This is a genomic window from Sphingobium sp. B2 (genome assembly GCF_007693735.1).
Classification (GTDB): domain Bacteria; phylum Pseudomonadota; class Alphaproteobacteria; order Sphingomonadales; family Sphingomonadaceae; genus Sphingobium; species Sphingobium xenophagum.
Window position 1 is genome coordinate 1 of record NZ_VDBZ01000005.1, and the last position, 17,929, is coordinate 17,929.

Genomic DNA, 17,929 nt, shown 5'->3' on the forward strand with positions numbered 1-17,929 from the left:
AAAATCGCAGCTTCGGGCCGACTGGGCCTGATAGGCGGCGATCAGCGCCTCGTTGACGGCAATGCGCTCGCCCGCGCGCATCTGCACGATCGTCCAGGCAAGGTCGGCCGGCGCGCTAACGGTTGGCAGGATCGCCTCAGGCGCCGCCACAGCGTTTTCTGACCCTTCTAAGCCGGTTTCGGTGCCCATCCTGCGCCACGCTCCTCAGCGGCCCTTGTAGCTCACCTAATAAAGAGAGGTCAATTCCGGATATGTGATAACTGCAATTATCGCATATGAACTTTTCGACGATAGCATGAGGCGAAACCAACTGCTGACTTTGGTTTCCTCACGCGCTAAGCGTAAGAGCGATGCAGGAGATCGTCGACCGCCGCGCAAATGACCCAATGTTGCTGCTCGGCCGGCTCGACGGCCGGCTTCATCATAGTACAAGCGCCGACATTTTCCTTGCGCGATCGCGCCTTCACGGCGCCGCGGCGTTAGCAGGTCTCGCCGGCGTGCCGATCGCTGTCGGCGACCTGCAGGATTGGATCGCGGGGCGAAGCGCCCCTCCCCGCGCCTCCGAAGGTCTCAACGATCCGATATCGGTGGCGTCCATTTTCCACCTCGCACTAAGTCGGGACGAGGATGTCAGAGACCCGGTTGGCCGCGCATCCCTCAATGCTCTCCGAACCATCCTCGACGACCGTGCAGAGGCTGAGCGCTATGGTGGAGACGATCTCGCACACTTCGGCCCGCTCTGGCGTCAGGTGAAGTCTGCGGCGGATGCACCCTTCCCCGTCGCCGATCTCCGGTCCATCGCCGAGCGCGTGTTCGCTCTTGCCGAAATGACCGAGCGTCTTCCGGTCGGCGCCTCGGAGGTTGTTGCGATCGACGGACGCTCGTTGGAGCTTCCTCCCCGCTGCCGCGATCGCAACTGGCTCGTCGCGACCGCTCTTCCTCGCATGCTCTACCGCGCTGGCTTCACGAGCCGCATCATCCCCTCACTGGTGCCGCTCCCCAAGTTCATGCCCCCTTCCCCTGCCGCGCTGACCGGGTTCCTCGCTAAGGAGATCGGGCAGATCAGCGCGGCGGGGCTCCGCGAGCTTTCCGCAATTGAGCATGACGTCGCCAAGCTCACCAATTTAGGTGCAACTCAGCGAAGTCGCCTGCCGCTTCTCGGGCGCCTATTGATCGCCTATCCAGGGCTCCAGGCATCCTCCGTTTCGAAGCTGCTGTCTGTGACACCTCAGGGTGCCCGAAAGCTCCTCGCGGCGCTGCCCACCACGCCTGCCGCGCAGCGCCGGCTGCGGGCCGAATAGCGACCGGGACGCCCTCCGTACTGAAACGCCGTCTCGCTTGTTTTGCTCAGCTCGCCGGCAACAGTTCTTCGATCGCTTTCATGAGCTCGGCCTTCGTGGCGCCGGTCCGGGGCACGATCTTGATCGTGATCCCCCCACCTCTGGCACTGGCATAGCGCAGAATCGTCTTTCCGCCTTTGCCCGTGATCTCTCGCTCGCCAGTCTCCTTCTTCTTTGCCTCAACGGTCGCACGAACAAGTCGCTTCGCCACCTCGGGTCCGGTCAGACTGGAACCACCATTCCTACGCTCGGCCTCGATGCGCTCGGCCTCGTCTCGCATTCGCTTCAGAGTTTTCGGTTCGCTGGTCAGCGGTTTGATATCGCGCGCCACTCGAACGGTAATGTCGTGGGTGTCCGAAAATGCCGCCACGATCTCCTCAGGAAGCCTCGCAACATCCAGCAGGCGGCTCAGCCATGACCGCGAGAGGTTGAGATGCTCCGCCATCTGGGACTGGGAGTTCTCGTAAAACTCCGACAGCGCTCGCGCATATTCCTTTGCACGCTCCCAGTCTGAAATGTCCTTTCGCGACCGATTTTCAACGTCCGAAACCCGGAATGCCTCTTCATCCGTGACGGTCTGGATCGTGACGAGATAATCAAATTCTGGATGATGATGTTCGCGGAGCCACTGGACGGTCCACCACCGGCGAACGCCAGCGATGATCTCATAATCGTAGTCAGGATCGTCCTTCAGACGACGCACGATCGCCGGGATGCGCTGCCGCTTCGCCGCGAGAAAGGAGTCGATCAGATCGCGACAGCTCTCTTCGGACAAATGGTCCAGGTCGCGATTGTGCATCCGCCAGGGACGGCAACGAGCCGGGTCCACCCACTCCGTTCGATCGGTAACCGTCTTGCCGCTCGCTATCCGCGCCAGGGTCTGGCTTCGGCTCGCCATGATCCCTTCCGAGGGGCTCGCATTGTCAAGCTCGGCCTCATTATCCAGGCCTTCGGTGAACATCGAGCCGAAGCCCTTATTTCCTTTTGTCATCGGCTCGCTCCTACTCGAATTTCCGGCATCTTGGAGACCCGATTTGTTGGTCTGTTGCCACGTGGCAACAAACCGAAATTCGCCTCGCCTTCGGCTCCCCTTTTCTGAGGGAAAACTGATCCTGGAATTTGGCTCATGATACTGTTTATAAACGCTTTCCTTGCTCGGTTGCCACGTGGCAACAACGCATCATTCTTAGCAGATTTCAGCCCCATAGACGGCGAACAATTGCCCGCTGTTGCCACGTGGCAACTGCTGCTCAAAGCTGCCCCCCTGCCCGGCTCGGCCAGGTCCGCAAAACGTCTTCTTCGATGTCTCGGCAAACCTCATTCAGATGCCTCATGCACCGGTTGTAAACCTCGTGCGAAGTGACGGGCTTTTCCAGTTCAAAGACCGTCTTCATCCGCGAGCTGGCATTGTCGATCTCCGCACTGGTGACCATCACCGAAGAAGACATTGAGCCTCCGAAAACGCTCCGCATCATCGAAAGTATCTCACGATGCATCGACTTGCTGTCGTCGACCCGGCTGCCGACGAGACGGATGAAATTGTAAGCCGGGCGCCCCCTCCCCGCGAGCTGCTCGAGCTGCTTCATCGTGGTCTTCGCCATGTCGATAAACGACACCGTCGATGCGAAGTCGACCAGGCTTGGCGGCACGGGGATCACCATCGCATTGGCTGCTTGAAGGACCGCCATGGAGACCATGCCGAGTGCTGGAGGCGGATCCATGATCACCACATCGTAATCTTCTACCACCGAGTCGATGGCCTCGGCGATCAGGTCGATGATGTTCAGGTTCTGATTGCGCGCGAGGTAGCCGGCGATCTCGTATTCGAGATTGTAGAGCCGCAAATTCGCAGGGATCAGATCGAGCCCATGGAAGTGGGTCTTCCGAATGATCTTTCGCACACCCAGCAATTCCGGGTTATGGAAATGCCCATAGAGCGTGTCGTCCTCCTCCAGATCGACGTCTGGTCGGTAGCCGAACATCATTGTCGATGAAGCTTGGCTGTCGCAGTCGATAAACAGCACACGATAGCCGTTGATCGCGAAGTGCTGAGCCAGGTGCAGCGCGATCGTGGACTTGCCGACACCGCCCTTGAAATTGCAGACCGAGAGAATGGCGGGTGGATCTTCCGGGCTGCGCCACGGACGCGTTCCGAACACCTCACGCATATGATCAAGTTCTTCGAGCGTATATTGGACGCGATGACCGGAAGCCGTCCGCCCACGCTCCGGCAAACGCCCGTCGCGTTCAGCTTCTCGGATCGCCGACGCGGTGCGTCCGACAAGTGATGCAGCCTTGGAGATAGGGAAGGTGGGGGCTCGCTTCTGCCCTGTCTCTGGATCGACCGCGCTGTCGCGGATCCGCTTGAGGATCGTGAGCGCTTTACGGTGAAGCACATCCAGGCCACCTTCCAGAAGGTCATCGGCGGGGACATTTGTGGGATCAGTGGCCATGAGATTCCGCTTTTGTGGGTTTGATGGCCCACAATAGCGACGTTGGCAGTTTCGAGCAACGATTTGGCCATCGAACTTACAACTTTACCGATGATCTCCGAGCCGTTTCGGATTTCAAGGTAATGCCAATGCGCCCTGGTAGAGACGCACCGATGATCTCCGAGTCGGTGCAAGCTTTCCGAAAACTTGCTGCGTCCGGCTGCACCGAGCGATGCCCTGTGGATAAATACCGATGATCTCAGTACCTTCCGATGATCTCGGTGCGTCCTACCAATGATCTCGGTGCCAACAGACCGATGATCTCGGAGCGCATACCTATTACATGAATCCCTGAATCAATCCGATTCGCGAATCGGCTTCAAAATTTCGATTTTTGAAAGTGGGAAGGGGCGATTCGGCAAAAGCGGCACCGAGATCATCGGTCGAATTGCAACTCTCACCCCTGATTTCCCGCCAAAACTGCCAACAGGGTTGATTTCGAAACCCAAACCTGTTGAGACAGCGCCATCACAGACCCCGGAGATTCGGGGAAGGGCGGAACAATGAACGGAGATCAGCATAGGCCGATTGGGCACCAATATGCACTCGCCATGATCGATGGCGGTGCAGAGAATGTCCGGAAGCTTGCCTCCACTGCCGGAACCCAATTGACGCTCGACGCCTTCCTGCGAGTCCACGACGAAGAGCCTGTCCCGGCATTTCTCCATTCCGCGCTTTGCGCCATGTCGCTCCCGACCAAGCGCCCGAAGGACGACACGCTCCCGATTATCCGGGAAGACGGCAAGTACGCGCTGGCAATCAACCCTCGGCCGGTTCTTCAAAATATCGATGGCAAGTCGGTCATGAGAAGCCTGGGTGTTCCATATGGGGCCTATCCCAGGGTTGCGCTCATCTATCTGCTTTCACAGGCGGTAATGAAGCGTTCGCGCGACGTCTATCTCGGCCGCAACTTCACGGAATGGATGCGGCGGCTTGGCTATCAAACGGTGTCCTATGGCCCCCGTGGCACCGCAAATCTGATGCGCGAACAGGTCGACCGCTTGCTGGCGTGCGAGTGGCAGATTCGCTGGGATGGCACCGAAACGGACGACAACGCCTTTGCGGTCCGCGATGTGAAGATCTCAAATGAATATGCTGGTTCACTCGACAAGAACGGCACCTTCGCGCGGGAAATCCGTATGTCGGAGGTCTTCTACAGTCACCTTATCGAGCACGCTGTCCCATTAAACGAAGTAGCGATCCGGGAGCTTAAAGGGACGCCAACGGCGCTCGATCTCTATACCTATCTTGCCTATCGCCTCCCACGGATCGGCTCCGACAAGGGGCAGATCATTTCTTGGGATCAACTGGCAAAGCACCTCGGCAACGAGGCTGACAGCAAGCGCTTTCGTCAAACGGTGCGGGAGACGATGCAGCTCGTCTCGGCGGTTTATCCCAACGCGAACGTCGATCTCTCCGGCAGGAAGGTGGTCCTTCATCCGTCTCCAGCGCCGATGGAGCGTAAATTGGTCGGACCCCATTTGCGACTTGTTGGGGCGCCAGGCGTCGAAACGGCACCGAGATCATCGGTTCGCACCGTTCCGCAGGCAACGAAACCCGCAGCGAAATCAGACGAACCGCTTCACGCATTCCCGCCGGGAACGCTTTCCTATGGCGACCGCGAACAGGCGTTTCGGAGTGTCGGTCTCACTAAGGGCCATCCTTGGTCAGTCGACGATATGGCCAACGCATTCCGCAAGGGATTCGCCGATATCAAGAGGCCCCGGACCGACACCGAATGGATGCGGCTCTGGGAGGCCTTCGTGATCAAATATGCGGATCGGCGGAAGAACCGGCCTGACGATTGACCGATGATGTCCGAGCCGTTCGTCGCCTGCGAACGAGCCCGAGTCGTGCCCGATGAAGCGATCAACGTGAGCGCGCCGACCCTCATCGTTGATAGGTCCGGGTCACAGCGCCATGCGCTGAAAGAGGGAAGGGGGGATGTGGCTACCGAGCAGGAGGTAGTCCTATGCCACTCACGGCCAAACGACCGACCCAGGAACTTGTTGACCTCGTAGGCGCTCTTGGCGGCACCTGGACCGGCTACAGGGCTATGGCCCGTTGCCCGGCACATGGCGACAACGATCCAAGTCTTTCGATCCGCCAAGGTGACCGCGGCATTCTGGTGACGTGCTTCGCGGGTTGCGCACGCGATGATGTTCTGCGGGAATTGCGTCGGGTTCGAACCGGCCAACATTATGCAATACCGGAACAGGATCGACCGCAAGGCAGCGCCAATGTCTCGCGCATCTGGGAGCAGGCCGTTGGCGTCAAAGGGACGCTGGCCGAGCGCTATCTTGAGCGACGCAACTTGTTGCCAGCGCCTGCCGACGTGCGCTTCCATTCGCGCTGCCCATACCTCCCGAAGCCGAAAACCGTTTATCGACCGGCTTTGCTGATTGCTGTTCGCGAGATCCGGCAGCTCGTCGCGATCCAGCGCAACTTTCTCGACCCTGCGACAGCGAAGTGCCTCCGAAAAGTCATGCTCGGCGTGCCTGGGACAGGCGCATGGCGGGGCCGGGCAGGGGGCGAGACGCTGGCGATCGCCGAAGGTTTCGAGACTGCCGGCGCCTACACCCGCATCAAGGACATCCCCTGCTGGGCCTCACTTGGCGCCAGGCGGCTCGATCAACTGGTCATTCCACCCGGCATTACGACCCTGCTGATCGCAGAGGACAATGATCCAGAAGGGCGTCGCGCCGCGGCGTCCGCCGAAGCGAAATATGCCCGTCCCGGGCTCATCATCCGCCGCGACCCGCCGCCGCCGGCTTTCAAGGATTGGGCAAAGTTCCTCGACGCGCACTGCCGGACCTGATCCCGGGGCGGAGAGAGGGGAGGGGGATCGAGGGTGTGTCGCTGCGACAGATGCAGCCGCGCAGGAGATTCCCAAATGACCGACCTTTTTCAGACCGCCGAGCGCGGCGACCGTGCCGCTGCGCACATCCTTCTATCCCAACTGGCGTCAGGCGAGCCGGTCACCCGTCAACATCTCAATCGGGCGATGGTGCAGGCGTTCGGCGGAACCGATGCCGAAGGACGCTGGACGCAGCGCTCAAGCTTCGAGGTGCTAGAGCACGCACTCGCCCTTCATCTCCGTGGATCATTGGCGCCTCTGGCCAGCCTCGCCGATGTCGCCGCGCGGATTGACCTCGCGCAGCGCCTCCCCACTCAGACCGTGCGGAGCGAAGACCAGATCGAATGGCAGCAATTCTCGACTCCTGTCGACATTGCGGCCGTCGCGATTCTGCTCGCAGATGTCCGGCAGGATGACGTCATTCTCGAGCCCAGCGCCGGCAACGGTTTGCTCGTTGCACAGCTTGGGGCTCATCGATCGCTGCATCTCAACGAGCTCGATCCGATCCGCCGCGATCGCCTGCACGGCGTTTTCCCCGGCGCAACGATCACCGGCCATGATGGGGCGATTCTTGATGCTGCTCTTGGCGACGCACCGCGTCCTTCCCTGATCCTCATGAATCCGCCGTTTTCGCGGTCGCTCGGCCGCGGCGTCGATGATCTTGCGGCCGTTCGGCATCTTCAGGCTGCACTTCGCCGATTGCAGACTGGGGGCCGCCTCGTTGCCATCATGCCCGACTGGTTCGGACCGACCACCCGAATGCGCGACCACTACGAGACCGTCCTTCGCGGATCGACAGTGCAAGCCTCTGTTCGACTTGAAGGCTGCTATCTCAAACACGGCACGTCTATCGACGTGCGAATCTTCGTCATCGACAAGGTCGCCGGCAGGCTCGCACCAGAAGTCATCCAGGGTGGATCAATCGCGGAACTGCTCGACGTTCTCACCGTGACACCTCGCCTGTCCCTTGTCGCAGATCAGCCGGCACCCGCGCCGAAGCGGGGCGGAGGCATCTCGCTCTTCAGAGCGGTCAAAAGCGCCAAGCCCATGCCCCGGGCCTTTCACGCTGCCGTGCGCAACCATGTCTTGCCGGTTGCTTACACCAGGCTCGAAACCCCGGCGCCGCTGCTCGAACAGACCGGCGTCTATCTGCCCTATCGGCCAAGCCGCCTGGTTTTCGACAAAGCCGGCGAACACCCGACTGCGCTCGTCGAATCCGTTGCCATGGGATCAATCCCAGCGCCGATCCCCGATTACGTCCCTTCGCTGCCGGAGCGGACTGTCACAGAGCGTTTGCTCTCGGCCTCCCAGCTCGAAACCGTCGTTTACGCCGGCCATGCCTGGGCTCAGACGATCCCTGGGCGCTTCTCACCGGACAAGGATGGTGTCGGCCTCGTTATCTCGGAGGAGGGCCGCGGCTACCGAAAGGGTTTCTTCCTCGGGGACGGAACCGGGGCAGGCAAGGGTCGCCAAATCGCGGCCGCCATTCTTGACAACTGGCTTCAGGGGCGGCGTCGCAATATCTGGGTCACCAAGAACGCGCCCCTCCTCGAAGATGCTCGCCGTGATTGGACGGCCCTCGGCGGGCTCGCCGGTGACATTCAGCCCATATCGAACTGGAAGATCGACGAACCCATCAGGCTTGACCAGGGCGTCCTTCTGGTCACCTATCCGACCCTTCGATCGATGCGCGGGGAACATAGCCGGCTGAAGCAGATCATCGACTGGGCCGGCGCCGATTTCGACGGCGTCATCGCCTTCGACGAAGCGCACGAGATGGGCGGTGTCGCAGGAGGCGAGGGCGCACTCGGAGCCAAGGAGGGATCGCAACAGGGCATCAGCGGCGTTCGGCTCCAGAACCATCTGCCCGCCGCGCGGATCCTCTACGCCTCTGCGACGGGGGCGTCCGAGGTCAACAACCTTGCCTATGCCGTGCGGCTCGGGCTCTGGGGACCGGAGACGGCGTTCGCCAATCGCGAGCAATTCATCTCCAGCATTCGCCAGGGCGGGATCGCCGCCATGGAATTGGTCGCACGCGATCTCAAGGCGACTGGGCTCTACATGGCGCGAGCGCTGAGCTTCGCCGGTGTCGAATATGAGATCCTGCGGCACGAACTGACGCCCGCGCAGATCGAGATCTACGACACTTACGCCAATGCCTGGTCCATCATCCACCGGAACATGGAAAAAGCCCTGGAACTCACCGGCGTCGTCGATGGTCTCGAGAACACCACTTTGAATAGCGGGGCGAAGGCATCGGCCCGCTCGCGCTTCGAGTCCACCAAGCAGCGTTTCTTCGGCCAGGTGCTGCTTTCGATGAAGCTGCCAACGGTCATCGCCGCGGTCGGCGAGCATCTTATGGCGGGCCAGTCGGTGGTGCTTCAACTGGTGACGACGGCCGAGTCCATCCTCGACCGGCGATTGGGCATGCTCAGCCCGGATGAGCGCGTCGACCTCGAAATCGACCTCAGCCCTCGTGAATTCCTGTAATGTGGAGCTCCACATTATATGTATTCTTTGCAGTCGCAGTTTATGTCGAGCGTGGCGGCGAGAGACGCAGGTTTCCTTCGGTTTTCCATGATTTCACTCCAGATAATTACGGTTCCCTCGACCTGAACAAGTCGAAGGAACCAACATGCGATCAAGATCATTATTGTCGTTTCGAGCGGCCCGGCTCCGGGTCGAAGACCCGCCCAGTCACGACGCTCTACTCACCGCATTCCTCTCCTCTCTGTCGCTCGACGAGAGGTCAGGCAGTGCGATTCTGTTTGGCGCTGCGGCCCGTCATTTCCTGCATTGGATGGAACTGCATGGGATCGCGATCCGCACGATCGACGATCGGACCGTTCGGCGGTTCGAGAAGCATCGGTGCCGTTGCCACCGGTATTCGGCGCAGCAGCCAGTCTATAAGGCGGACATTGCAGCGCGAGTCAGGCGCTTCGTCCGCTTCCTGGAGGATCAAGGCTACGTCGGTGTCGACGACGGGATCGACGATCTGCCACGGCACCTCGCCGACTATTTCGATGGGATCGATCGCTTGCAACTCGCGCAAGGACCGGCCCAGTCCTATCGATCCGAGGCCGAGCATTTCGCGGCCTGGCTTCGCATTGCGCGACGACAATGGGCCGATATCGATGACACGATCATCGACCAGTACGGCGCGCATGATTGTCGATGTCCGGTCTGGCGCAAGCGAGGCAAGCTTGTTGCCTCGGGCGCGAAGCGGCGGCGGCGAGGCGCTCGGCACTTCGTCGAGTTCTTGCGCGACCGCGGTGTCATCCCTTCAGTCGAACTGGTGTCGGATGACGACCCGCACATGGCGGCATATCTGGCATGGCTCAAGCAACACCGCGGCGCGACCGATGAGACGATCCGGCGCTACCGGGCCGATATCAGGCGGCTCGCGCCTATGCTCGGCGAGCCTTCACAATGGGATGCAGCCGTCCTCAGACGGGCGTTTCAACAACGAAGCAAGGAGACGCCGGGTTCGGCATCACTGCTCGTCACGATAATACGGAGCTATATTCGGTTCCTGGTCGTGCAGGGTATTTGCCGTCCAGCTTTGTTGCACGCGATCCCATCAGTGCAACGCTACCGTCTTTCGACGCTGCCCCGGCACGTTAACCCGGCAACGATCGAGCAGATCATCGGCGCATGTCCGACTGATCGCCCGGTGGAAGTTCGGGACAAGGCCATCATTCTCCTGCTCGCCCGGCTTGGCCTGCGTGCCGGTGATATTCGGGATATGCACCTCGACGATATCGACTGGCGCTCGGGCCACCTGACGGTCAAGGGCAAGACGCGTCGGCCTGATCGCCTGCCATTGCCTCAGGACGTCGGTGACGCGATCCTGGACTACATTGCCACGGCGCGTCCCAAGACCGCCGATCCGCATCTGTTCGTGCGCGCGCAAGCCCCGTTCCGTTCGTTCCGCTCATCGGCGGAGATCGCCGGCATCGTTGCACGCACGCATGAGCGCGGCGGGATCGAAGGCGTGCCGACCGGATCGCACATTTTCCGGCATTCGCTTGCCACCAACTTGCTGCGCGCGGGCGCAGGGCTGGAGTCCGTTGGAACGATCCTGCGCCACAGCTCGCCCGAGACCACCGCCATCTACGCCAAGGTCGACCTGCCGATGCTCATGAAAATCGCGCAGCCATGGCCGGGAGAACCGTCATGCTGAGCACGCAGATTGCCAGATACGTCTCGCTGTATCGCAGCTTGGGGCGGAAGTTCTCGGAACAGGAACGACTGCTGCGCCAATACGCCGCTTTCGCTGAACGCTTCGGTGACCGGCACACCCGAGTGCAGCGCATCTACGACTGGTGCCACACGGCAAGCTCGCAAAACGTGGCTCGCCATAGGTACGACGCTGCTCGTAACTTCAGCCTTTTCGCTCATGCCGAGGACCCAGACAACGAAGTCCCGCCTGTCGGCGTTTTCGGCCGGGGGAAGCGGCCACGTCCCACTCCGACCATAATCGAAGCGGACCAGGTGCGGGCGATCATGGCGGCGGCATTGAACGTTCCGCCCCATGGCACGATTAGCCCATACACGTACCATTACCTGTTCGGCCTGCTCGCGGCGACAGGTCTCCGGATTTCCGAGGCTCTCGCGCTACAGTGCAACGATCTGGTCGAGGATGGGCTGGTCGTCCGCAACGGCAAGTTCGGCAAGCAGCGACTGATCGCCTTGCAGCCATCGACGCGCCAAGCACTCGAAGCCTACATTGCGATCCGCGCGAAGCACCCGGCCAAGTGTAATGACCTGTTCGTCACTATCCGGGGGCGGGCGCCGCACAAGGTGCGCGCCCACGTCGTGTTCGTCAGGTTGGCCCGGCTTCTCGGATATCGTGGAGCAACCGGTACGGCAGGCATGCGACTCCACGATCTGCGACATACGTTCGCTGTTCGCTCGCTTGAGTCCTGCCCGCGTGACAGGGAGGCCATTGCCCACCACATGGCCGGTCTCAGTGTCTACCTGGGGCACGCGTCGATCGCCAACACGTACTGGTATCTCGAAGCCACGCCAGTGCTGCTGCGCGACATTGCGGCTGCAAGCGAGCAACTTTTTCAAGGAGAAGCGGCATGACGGCGCTTGCTCCCCATCTCTCAGCATATCTGCGGGAACATCTGCCGCGCGAACGCGCCGTCAGCCCGCACACGGTGAAGACCTATGCCAACTGCTTCGTCCTCCTCGTCCAGTTCGCTGCCGATCGGCTGAAGCGCCGACCGACCGATCTCGAGGTTGAGGATCTCGGCACAGACATGATCATGGCCTTCCTCGATCATGTGGAGATCGGCCGCGGCAGCTGCGTGCGGACCCGCAATGGCAGGCTCGCCGCGATCCGATCCTTCTTCCGATACATCGAGTACCGGATTCCAGCCTGCCTCGATCAGGCACTCCGTGTCAGAGCAATCCCGACCAAGAAGACAGACAAGGCGCTGATCGATTACCTCGACCGGGCCGAGATCAAGGCTTTGCTCGATACACCCGATCCCCGGACACGCCTCGGCACCCGTGATCGCGCGATGCTGCATCTTACCTATGCTGGCGGACTGAGGGTGTCGGAACTCGTAACGCTGCAACTGGGCGATTTCCCGGACCGCTCCCTGTCCACCATGCACATCATGGGCAAAGGGCGACGTGAACGGGTCCTGCCGCTGTGGAAGGAGACCCAGATCGCATTGCGCGCATGGCTTGCGATCCGGCCTCAAGTTGAGGTCACCGAGATTTTCCTCAATGCCAACGGGCAGCCGATGACCCGCGACGGATTTGCGTTCCGATTGGCCGAGCACGTCAAGACGGCAGCGACGAAGCAGCCGTCGATCCTTGGGAAGCGCGTCACACCCCACGTGCTTCGTCATTCTTGCGCGATGCACACGCTCGCGGCGACGGGGGACATTCGCAAGGTCGCATTATGGCTCGGCCACGCCAGTATCCAGAGCACCGAGACCTACTTGCGCGCCGATCCCGAAGAGAAGCTGCAGATTCTCGCAGCCCACGGTGCCCCTGCGATCAAGCCGGGGCGCTTCAAGCCGCCTTCCGACGCCTTGATCACAATGCTCACCGACGTTCGAAGGCGGGCCTGACCCGTCTTCGAACACTCCCTCTAACCCGCATATTATCTGGAGTGAAATCATGGAAAACCGAAGGAAACCTGCGTCTCTCGCCGCCACGCTCGACATAAACTGCGACTGCAAAGAATATGTCATCGATTATCTCGAGCGCGCTTTCCCTACTCGCCAAATGCGCGTCTTCACCGACGACACAGGCACGCAGCGCTCCGAGCCGATGACGGACGAGACGGGTAATCCCGTCTACAATCCCGAAGCCGAAGCTGCCCGCGCGCTGATGATCGAGCATCTTTGCGCATTGCCGCCGATCATGTCGGCGCTCGACGGCATCCTGGAGCATTTCGGGCATGATCGTGTCGCGGAAGTCACTGGGCGGACAAAACGCCTAATCTCGACGGGCGACGGCCGGCAGAAGCTGGAAACCCGTTCGACCCGTACCAGTCAGGCCGAGGCCGCGGCCTTCATGCAGGGGCTGAAGCGCGTCCTCATTTTCTCGGACGCCGGCGGGACGGGGCGATCCTATCACGCATCAATGGACGTGCCGAACCAGGAGCAACGCGTCCATCTGTTGCTCGAGCCGGGCTGGCGCGCGGACCGCGCCATTCAGGGCCTTGGCCGAACCCATCGGACCCATCAGGCGAGCACGCCACTGTTCCGGCCCGTCACGACCGACTGCAAAGGCGAACTCCGCTTCACCAGCACGATTGCGAGGCGGCTCGACAGCCTCGGCGCACTCACACGGGGTCAGCGCCAGACCGGCGGTCAGAATCTCTTCGACCCGGCTGATAATCTGGAGAGCGAATATGCTTGCGCTGCGCTGGTGACGTGGTTCCACTTGCTGGTCGATGGCAAGCTCAAGAGCATCTCGCATTCGGAATTCGAGGATCGGACCGGTCTCGAGCTCTGCGACAAGGACGGCGTCCTGAAAGAGGAACTGCCGCCCATCCAGCGATGGCTAAATCGCATCCTCGCGCTTCCCATCGGCCTGCAGAACAGCATCTTCGATGAGTTTCTGTCCCTGGTCGAGACACGGGTATCGGCGGCGAGGGAGGCTGGCCGGCTCGATGTCGGTGTCGAGACGATCCTCGTCGATTCCGTCACCTTGATCGACGACACACTGCTCCGGACCGACCCGGTCAGCGGGGCGACGTCGCACTTGCTGACCATCGAGATCGCGCGGCGGCGGACCCCTGTCACCTTGGAGCGCGTGCTGCGTATCGCCGACAGCGATAGCACCGCCGTATTTCTGCTCAACGCCAAGTCGGGGATGGTCGCGCTGCAGACCCGCGCCCGAGCGCTCATGGAGGAGAAGGACGGAACGCCGATCCCGCGCTTCGAGCTGACGAGGCCGACCCGGCGGGAATATATCCGCGAGCATGAGCTCTTCGAGAGCGCCTGGAAAATAGTCGATCGGGACGCCTTCTGCGCGAAATGGCAGGCCGAAGCCGATGAAGCGGCGAACAAGGTCGACACCGAGACGATCCGCCTCGCGACCGGCTTGCTTCTGCCGATCTGGTCGGCGCTGCCCAGCGATCATCTGGTGGTCAACCGCATCGCTGACAAAGCGGGAAATAGCTGGCTCGGCCGCCTCGTTTTCGACGAGCACGTTGTCCAGCTTTTCACCAAGCTCGGCATCGATCGCGCCGAGAACCTGCCGCCCTCGGACATCATCAAATCGGCCCATTCCGGTCGAAGCGTTGATGTTGCCCGCCCATTCCCCATGACGATCCGCCGCGCGATGGTGAACCGAAATCATCGCATCGAGATAGTCGGGGCGCCGTCGGATCAGCTCGCCTGGCTGAAATCCTTGGGCTGCTTCACCGAGATCATTCAGTACCGGACACGGGTGTTCCTTCCGGTGAGCATCGCCGCCGACATCCTTGGGCGCATTCTCGCCGATCCTGGGTGAGCGCGGGTCGCCCTTGGTCAAACGACCGAGGCCGCTCTTGGGAAAGAGGGAAGGGGGAACGGGGTGGTGTCCGGGAATTGCCGGACGCCAAGAGGAGTGACCCCGGTGATCCAGACCATCAAACTCGCCAAGCTGCGGCTCTCGCCGATCAACGTCCGTACCGCACCGGACGAACAGCTTCAGATTGAACCCATGGCCGCCAGTATCGAGGCCAAGGGCGTCCTTCAGAATCTGCTCGTCACGCCCGCCAAAAAGCCGCGCGGCACCTTCGAGGTCTTCGATGGCGGACGCCGTTGGCGCGCGCTTCGCCTGCTCGCCGAGCGCGGTACGATCTCGGAAGCCGATTTCGATGTCCCCGTCATGATCCTTACCGGCGACGATGCCGAATTGTCCGAAACGTCCACGGCGACCAACTTCCATCAGCTCAAGATGACCCCCGCCGAGGAATGCCGCGCCTTTCAGCACTTCATCGGCTCGACCGGCGATCTCGATGCTGTCGCAAAGCGTTTCGGCGTGACACGTCGCTTCGTCGAGGGGCGCCTGCGCCTCGCCTCGCTGGCAGCGCCGATCTTCGACGCCTTGAGCAAAAGCGAGATCACGCTCGACATCGCCAAAGCCTATGCGTCGACCGAAAGCCACGACAAGCAGCTTCTGGTCTGGAACAGCTACCAGAATGGCCACGTAACGGCCGACACCATCCGCCGCGTCATCGCCAATGAGACGCTCAAGGCCAGCGATCCGATCGCGATTCTGGTCGGCGAGGAGCGGTATCGCGCGGCAGGCGGCAAGGTCGATGGCGACCTCTTCACCGACGGCAACGACCGCTGGAACAATCCCGAGATCGCGCACCGTCTCGCCGGCGACATCATGGAGGCCGAAGCGAGACGCATCGGTGAGGAGACGGGCCTTGCCTGGATCAGGCCGATCGCCAGCAACTACGCCCACAACGCCGCCCACGGCCTCTACCGTGCCATCCTGCAGCCGCCCGCGCTCACCGAGGAGCAATCCGCCCGCCTTGGCGAGATCGAGGCGCGCCGCGCCGAGCTCGAGGCCGAAATGCAGGACGAATCCATCTCGCCCGATGCCTACAAGGCCCTGGACCAGGAGGATGACCGACTGATCGCCGAGGCCGAGGCGATCGAGCATCGCGCGCCCGTGCTGCCAGATGAGCTGCGGCCGCATGTCGGCGCGTTTCTGCTTCTGACGCCGCAGGGCGAGATGCGTCTCGACACCCAATTTTATAGCGAGCAGGAGCTCATCGTCGAAGAACCCGACGCGATCGATGATGCGGGCGGCGGAAATCCCGGCGAACCCGACGAGGGCGGGGCGGGCAGGTTTCGCGTCGGCGTGAAGGATTCGCCCGAGCCAGCTCGCCGACCCGAAGCTGTGGCACCTGGCGGCAAGCCGCTCAGCAATCGGCTCTACGACGAGCTTGCCATACAACGCCGCGATATTCTCGCATCCTGTCTGCTCGCTCAGCCGGCGCTCGCGCTCGATTACGCGCTGTTCGTCATGATCGACGCCCGGGTTTTCGCCGGCGGCGGTTCTGCCGACGAGATCGTTCAATATGGCACCACCATCTGCGCTGATGCCCCGCAGGATCCCGTCACGGCGGATTTGCCCGGCTCACGCGCCCGGTCCTACCTGGCCGAAGCGCATGATGGCCTTGATGCCGGATGGTGCGACCACGATCACGAAATCGATCGGTTCGAAGGGTTTCGCGCGCTCGATGACGACAGCAAGGCGCAGTGGCTGGCCTATATCGTTGCCATGTCGATCGAGGCCAAGCCGCGCGGGGCCAGCGGCCAGGTCGCGATCCACAATCGATTGGCCTCGATCCTCGAGATCGACGTTGCGAGCTGGTGGCGTCCGACCGCGGAAAACTTCTTCGATCGGGTCAACAAGGGCAGCATTTTGAGCCTGCTTCATGACGTCGGCGGCGGCGCGCTGACGGCTCGGCACGCCACCCTGAAGAAGGCGGAGATCTCGGAGAGCTGTGAAAAACTCTTCGCCGGGGCGGCCATTGTCGAGCCCGAGACGAAGGACGCTGTGCTCGCATGGGTGCCGGACGCGATGCGCTTTGGTGCTGCGGCCCCGTGCCCGACCGATCGTCTCGGTGGCGAGCCGGATCGCTCTGCGTTGTCGGATGATCACATGGCGGAAGGCGCTTCGGTCGCGGACGATACGGTGATCGAGCCGGTCGAAGCCTGACCCAGCAGGACAGGGGGGCGGTCGGCGCCACTTGCGCGATCGTCCCCTCCCGCACGCTTGCCTCTCCCGAACCCCATCGTCATCCCGCTGGAGCATCAGCCATGCCTGCGAAAGCCCGTCCGAGCCGCGACGTCGCGGCCGAAATCACCAACCTCATCATCAGAAAGCTGGAAGAAGGCGTCCCGCCCTGGACTCGGCCCTGGCGGGTTGCCGGCGCCGGTGGCCGTCCGCTCCGACACTGCGGCACGCCCTATACCGGGATCAACACGGTCTATCTTTGGGCGATCGCAGACGCGAACGGCTATCGCTCGCGCTACTGGATGACGTATCGCCAGGCCGAAGCGCTCGGCGGCCATGTTCGCCGGGGGGAGCACGGCTCGCTCTCGGTCTATTATTCGAGCTTCAAAAAGACCGAGTCGGACCGGGTGACCGGTGCCGAGAGCGAACGCAGCATTCGTTTCCTTCGCCATTATCTCGTGTTCAACGCCGATCAGATCGATGGGCTGCCCGCCTATTTCTATCCGGACGACGCGACCCCTGCGCCGATCGATCCATCTGCGCGGCAAGCTGCCATCGACGAGTTCTTCGATCATGTGCCGGCAGCTGTTCGACATGGCGGCGATCGCGCCTTCTTCCACCCGACATTTGATTTCATCCAGATGCCGCACCGGCGGTCATTCACAACGATGGATCATTACGCCTCGGTGAGGGCACACGAGACCGTTCATTGGTCAGGCGGCAGCTCGCGCCTTGCCCGGACCTTCGGCAAGCGGTTCGGCGACAAAGCTTATAGTTTCGAGGAGCTTGTGGCTGAGATCGGAAGCGGCCTGATTTGCGCGCATTTGGATCTGCCGAACGAACTGCACGACAATCATGCGAGCTACGTCGCCCACTGGCTCGGCATTTTGCGCGCGGACAAGACCGCAATCATTCACGCCGCCTCGAAAGCTGAGCAGGCCTTCAACTACCTTCTGGCGTTTGGCGACAGCGACGACACGGCGTCATCGGCCGAGGGGGTCAGGCAGATCCTCGAGGCGGCCTGA

The 17,929-nt window shown here is 61.7% G+C and carries 12 protein-coding genes and 1 pseudogene; 10 read left to right on the plus strand and 3 right to left on the minus strand.

Going from position 1 to position 17,929, the window contains the following annotated elements; translation table 11 throughout:
- Positions 1–189 (minus strand): annotated as a pseudogene (locus tag FE851_RS21920) (integrase); the annotation flags it as partial.
- Between the two features lie 161 nt (positions 190–350).
- Here FE851_RS21920 and FE851_RS21925 point away from each other — a divergent pair.
- Positions 351–1,301 carry a hypothetical protein gene (locus FE851_RS21925; protein ID WP_051743944.1) on the plus strand — a complete coding sequence of 317 codons (951 nt, stop codon included), beginning with the start codon at positions 351–353 and terminating at the stop codon, positions 1,299–1,301.
- A gap of 46 nt (positions 1,302–1,347) precedes the next feature.
- Here FE851_RS21925 and FE851_RS21930 read toward each other — a convergent pair whose 3' ends face one another.
- Together FE851_RS21930 and FE851_RS21935 are read right to left on the minus strand one after the other, a co-directional pair.
- Positions 1,348–2,331 carry a ParB/RepB/Spo0J family partition protein gene (locus FE851_RS21930; protein WP_030092784.1) on the minus strand — a complete coding sequence of 328 codons (984 nt, stop codon included), beginning with the start codon at positions 2,329–2,331 and terminating at the stop codon, positions 1,348–1,350.
- A gap of 259 nt (positions 2,332–2,590) precedes the next feature.
- A complete protein-coding gene (locus FE851_RS21935) occupies positions 2,591–3,793 on the minus strand; it encodes an AAA family ATPase (RefSeq protein WP_062787893.1) in 1,203 nt (400 codons plus the stop codon).
- Between the two features lie 542 nt (positions 3,794–4,335).
- Here FE851_RS21935 and FE851_RS21940 point away from each other — a divergent pair.
- From FE851_RS21940 to FE851_RS21980, 9 genes are all read left to right on the plus strand, one after another.
- Positions 4,336–5,640, plus strand: coding sequence for a replication protein RepA (locus tag FE851_RS21940; RefSeq protein WP_062787891.1), 1,305 nt, complete (start codon positions 4,336–4,338; stop codon positions 5,638–5,640).
- A 164-nt stretch (positions 5,641–5,804) separates the two neighbouring features.
- The gene (locus tag FE851_RS21945) at positions 5,805–6,650 is read left to right on the plus strand and encodes a toprim domain-containing protein (RefSeq protein ID WP_030092781.1); all 846 of its coding nucleotides are present in this window, start codon (positions 5,805–5,807) and stop codon (positions 6,648–6,650) included.
- Between the two features lie 75 nt (positions 6,651–6,725).
- Positions 6,726–9,179 carry a strawberry notch-like NTP hydrolase domain-containing protein gene (locus FE851_RS21950; protein ID WP_145206760.1) on the plus strand — a complete coding sequence of 818 codons (2,454 nt, stop codon included), beginning with the start codon at positions 6,726–6,728 and terminating at the stop codon, positions 9,177–9,179.
- Between the two features lie 145 nt (positions 9,180–9,324).
- Entirely contained in the window at positions 9,325–10,872 is a 1,548-nt protein-coding gene (locus FE851_RS21955) for a tyrosine-type recombinase/integrase (protein ID WP_011540750.1), read from the plus strand.
- A complete protein-coding gene (locus FE851_RS21960) occupies positions 10,866–11,780 on the plus strand; it encodes a tyrosine-type recombinase/integrase (protein WP_011540751.1) in 915 nt (304 codons plus the stop codon). The genes FE851_RS21955 and FE851_RS21960 overlap by 7 nt, the downstream gene beginning before the upstream one ends.
- Positions 11,777–12,781 carry a tyrosine-type recombinase/integrase gene (locus FE851_RS21965; RefSeq protein ID WP_024310637.1) on the plus strand — a complete coding sequence of 335 codons (1,005 nt, stop codon included), beginning with the start codon at positions 11,777–11,779 and terminating at the stop codon, positions 12,779–12,781. Before FE851_RS21960 ends, FE851_RS21965 begins: the two co-directional genes overlap by 4 nt.
- A 157-nt stretch (positions 12,782–12,938) precedes the next feature.
- On the plus strand, positions 12,939–14,675 hold the full coding sequence (locus FE851_RS21970) for a strawberry notch C-terminal domain-containing protein (RefSeq protein ID WP_261371160.1): 1,737 nt from the start codon (positions 12,939–12,941) through the stop codon (positions 14,673–14,675).
- 105 nt (positions 14,676–14,780) lie between these two features.
- Entirely contained in the window at positions 14,781–16,886 is a 2,106-nt protein-coding gene (locus FE851_RS21975; protein ID WP_037505400.1) for a ParB/RepB/Spo0J family partition protein, read from the plus strand.
- Positions 16,887–16,987: 101 nt separating this feature from the next.
- On the plus strand, positions 16,988–17,929 hold the full coding sequence (locus FE851_RS21980; protein ID WP_145206762.1) for an ArdC family protein: 942 nt from the start codon (positions 16,988–16,990) through the stop codon (positions 17,927–17,929).

Bases quoted from the DNA above. Each gene is read 5' to 3' on its own strand.
- FE851_RS21925 (WP_051743944.1), top strand. From the start codon at position 351: ATGCAGGAGATCGTCGACCGCCGCGCAAATGACCCAATGTTGCTGCTC.
- FE851_RS21960 (WP_011540751.1), top strand. From the start codon at position 10,866: ATGCTGAGCACGCAGATTGCCAGATACGTCTCGCTGTATCGCAGCTTG.
- FE851_RS21965 (WP_024310637.1), top strand. From the start codon at position 11,777: ATGACGGCGCTTGCTCCCCATCTCTCAGCATATCTGCGGGAACATCTG.
- FE851_RS21955 (WP_011540750.1), top strand. From the start codon at position 9,325: ATGCGATCAAGATCATTATTGTCGTTTCGAGCGGCCCGGCTCCGGGTC.
- FE851_RS21935 (WP_062787893.1), bottom strand. From the start codon at position 3,793: ATGGCCACTGATCCCACAAATGTCCCCGCCGATGACCTTCTGGAAGGT.
- FE851_RS21970 (WP_261371160.1), top strand. From the start codon at position 12,939: ATGCGCGTCTTCACCGACGACACAGGCACGCAGCGCTCCGAGCCGATG.
- FE851_RS21930 (WP_030092784.1), bottom strand. From the start codon at position 2,331: ATGACAAAAGGAAATAAGGGCTTCGGCTCGATGTTCACCGAAGGCCTG.
- FE851_RS21980 (WP_145206762.1), top strand. From the start codon at position 16,988: ATGCCTGCGAAAGCCCGTCCGAGCCGCGACGTCGCGGCCGAAATCACC.
- FE851_RS21950 (WP_145206760.1), top strand. From the start codon at position 6,726: ATGACCGACCTTTTTCAGACCGCCGAGCGCGGCGACCGTGCCGCTGCG.
- FE851_RS21945 (WP_030092781.1), top strand. From the start codon at position 5,805: ATGCCACTCACGGCCAAACGACCGACCCAGGAACTTGTTGACCTCGTA.
- FE851_RS21940 (WP_062787891.1), top strand. From the start codon at position 4,336: ATGAACGGAGATCAGCATAGGCCGATTGGGCACCAATATGCACTCGCC.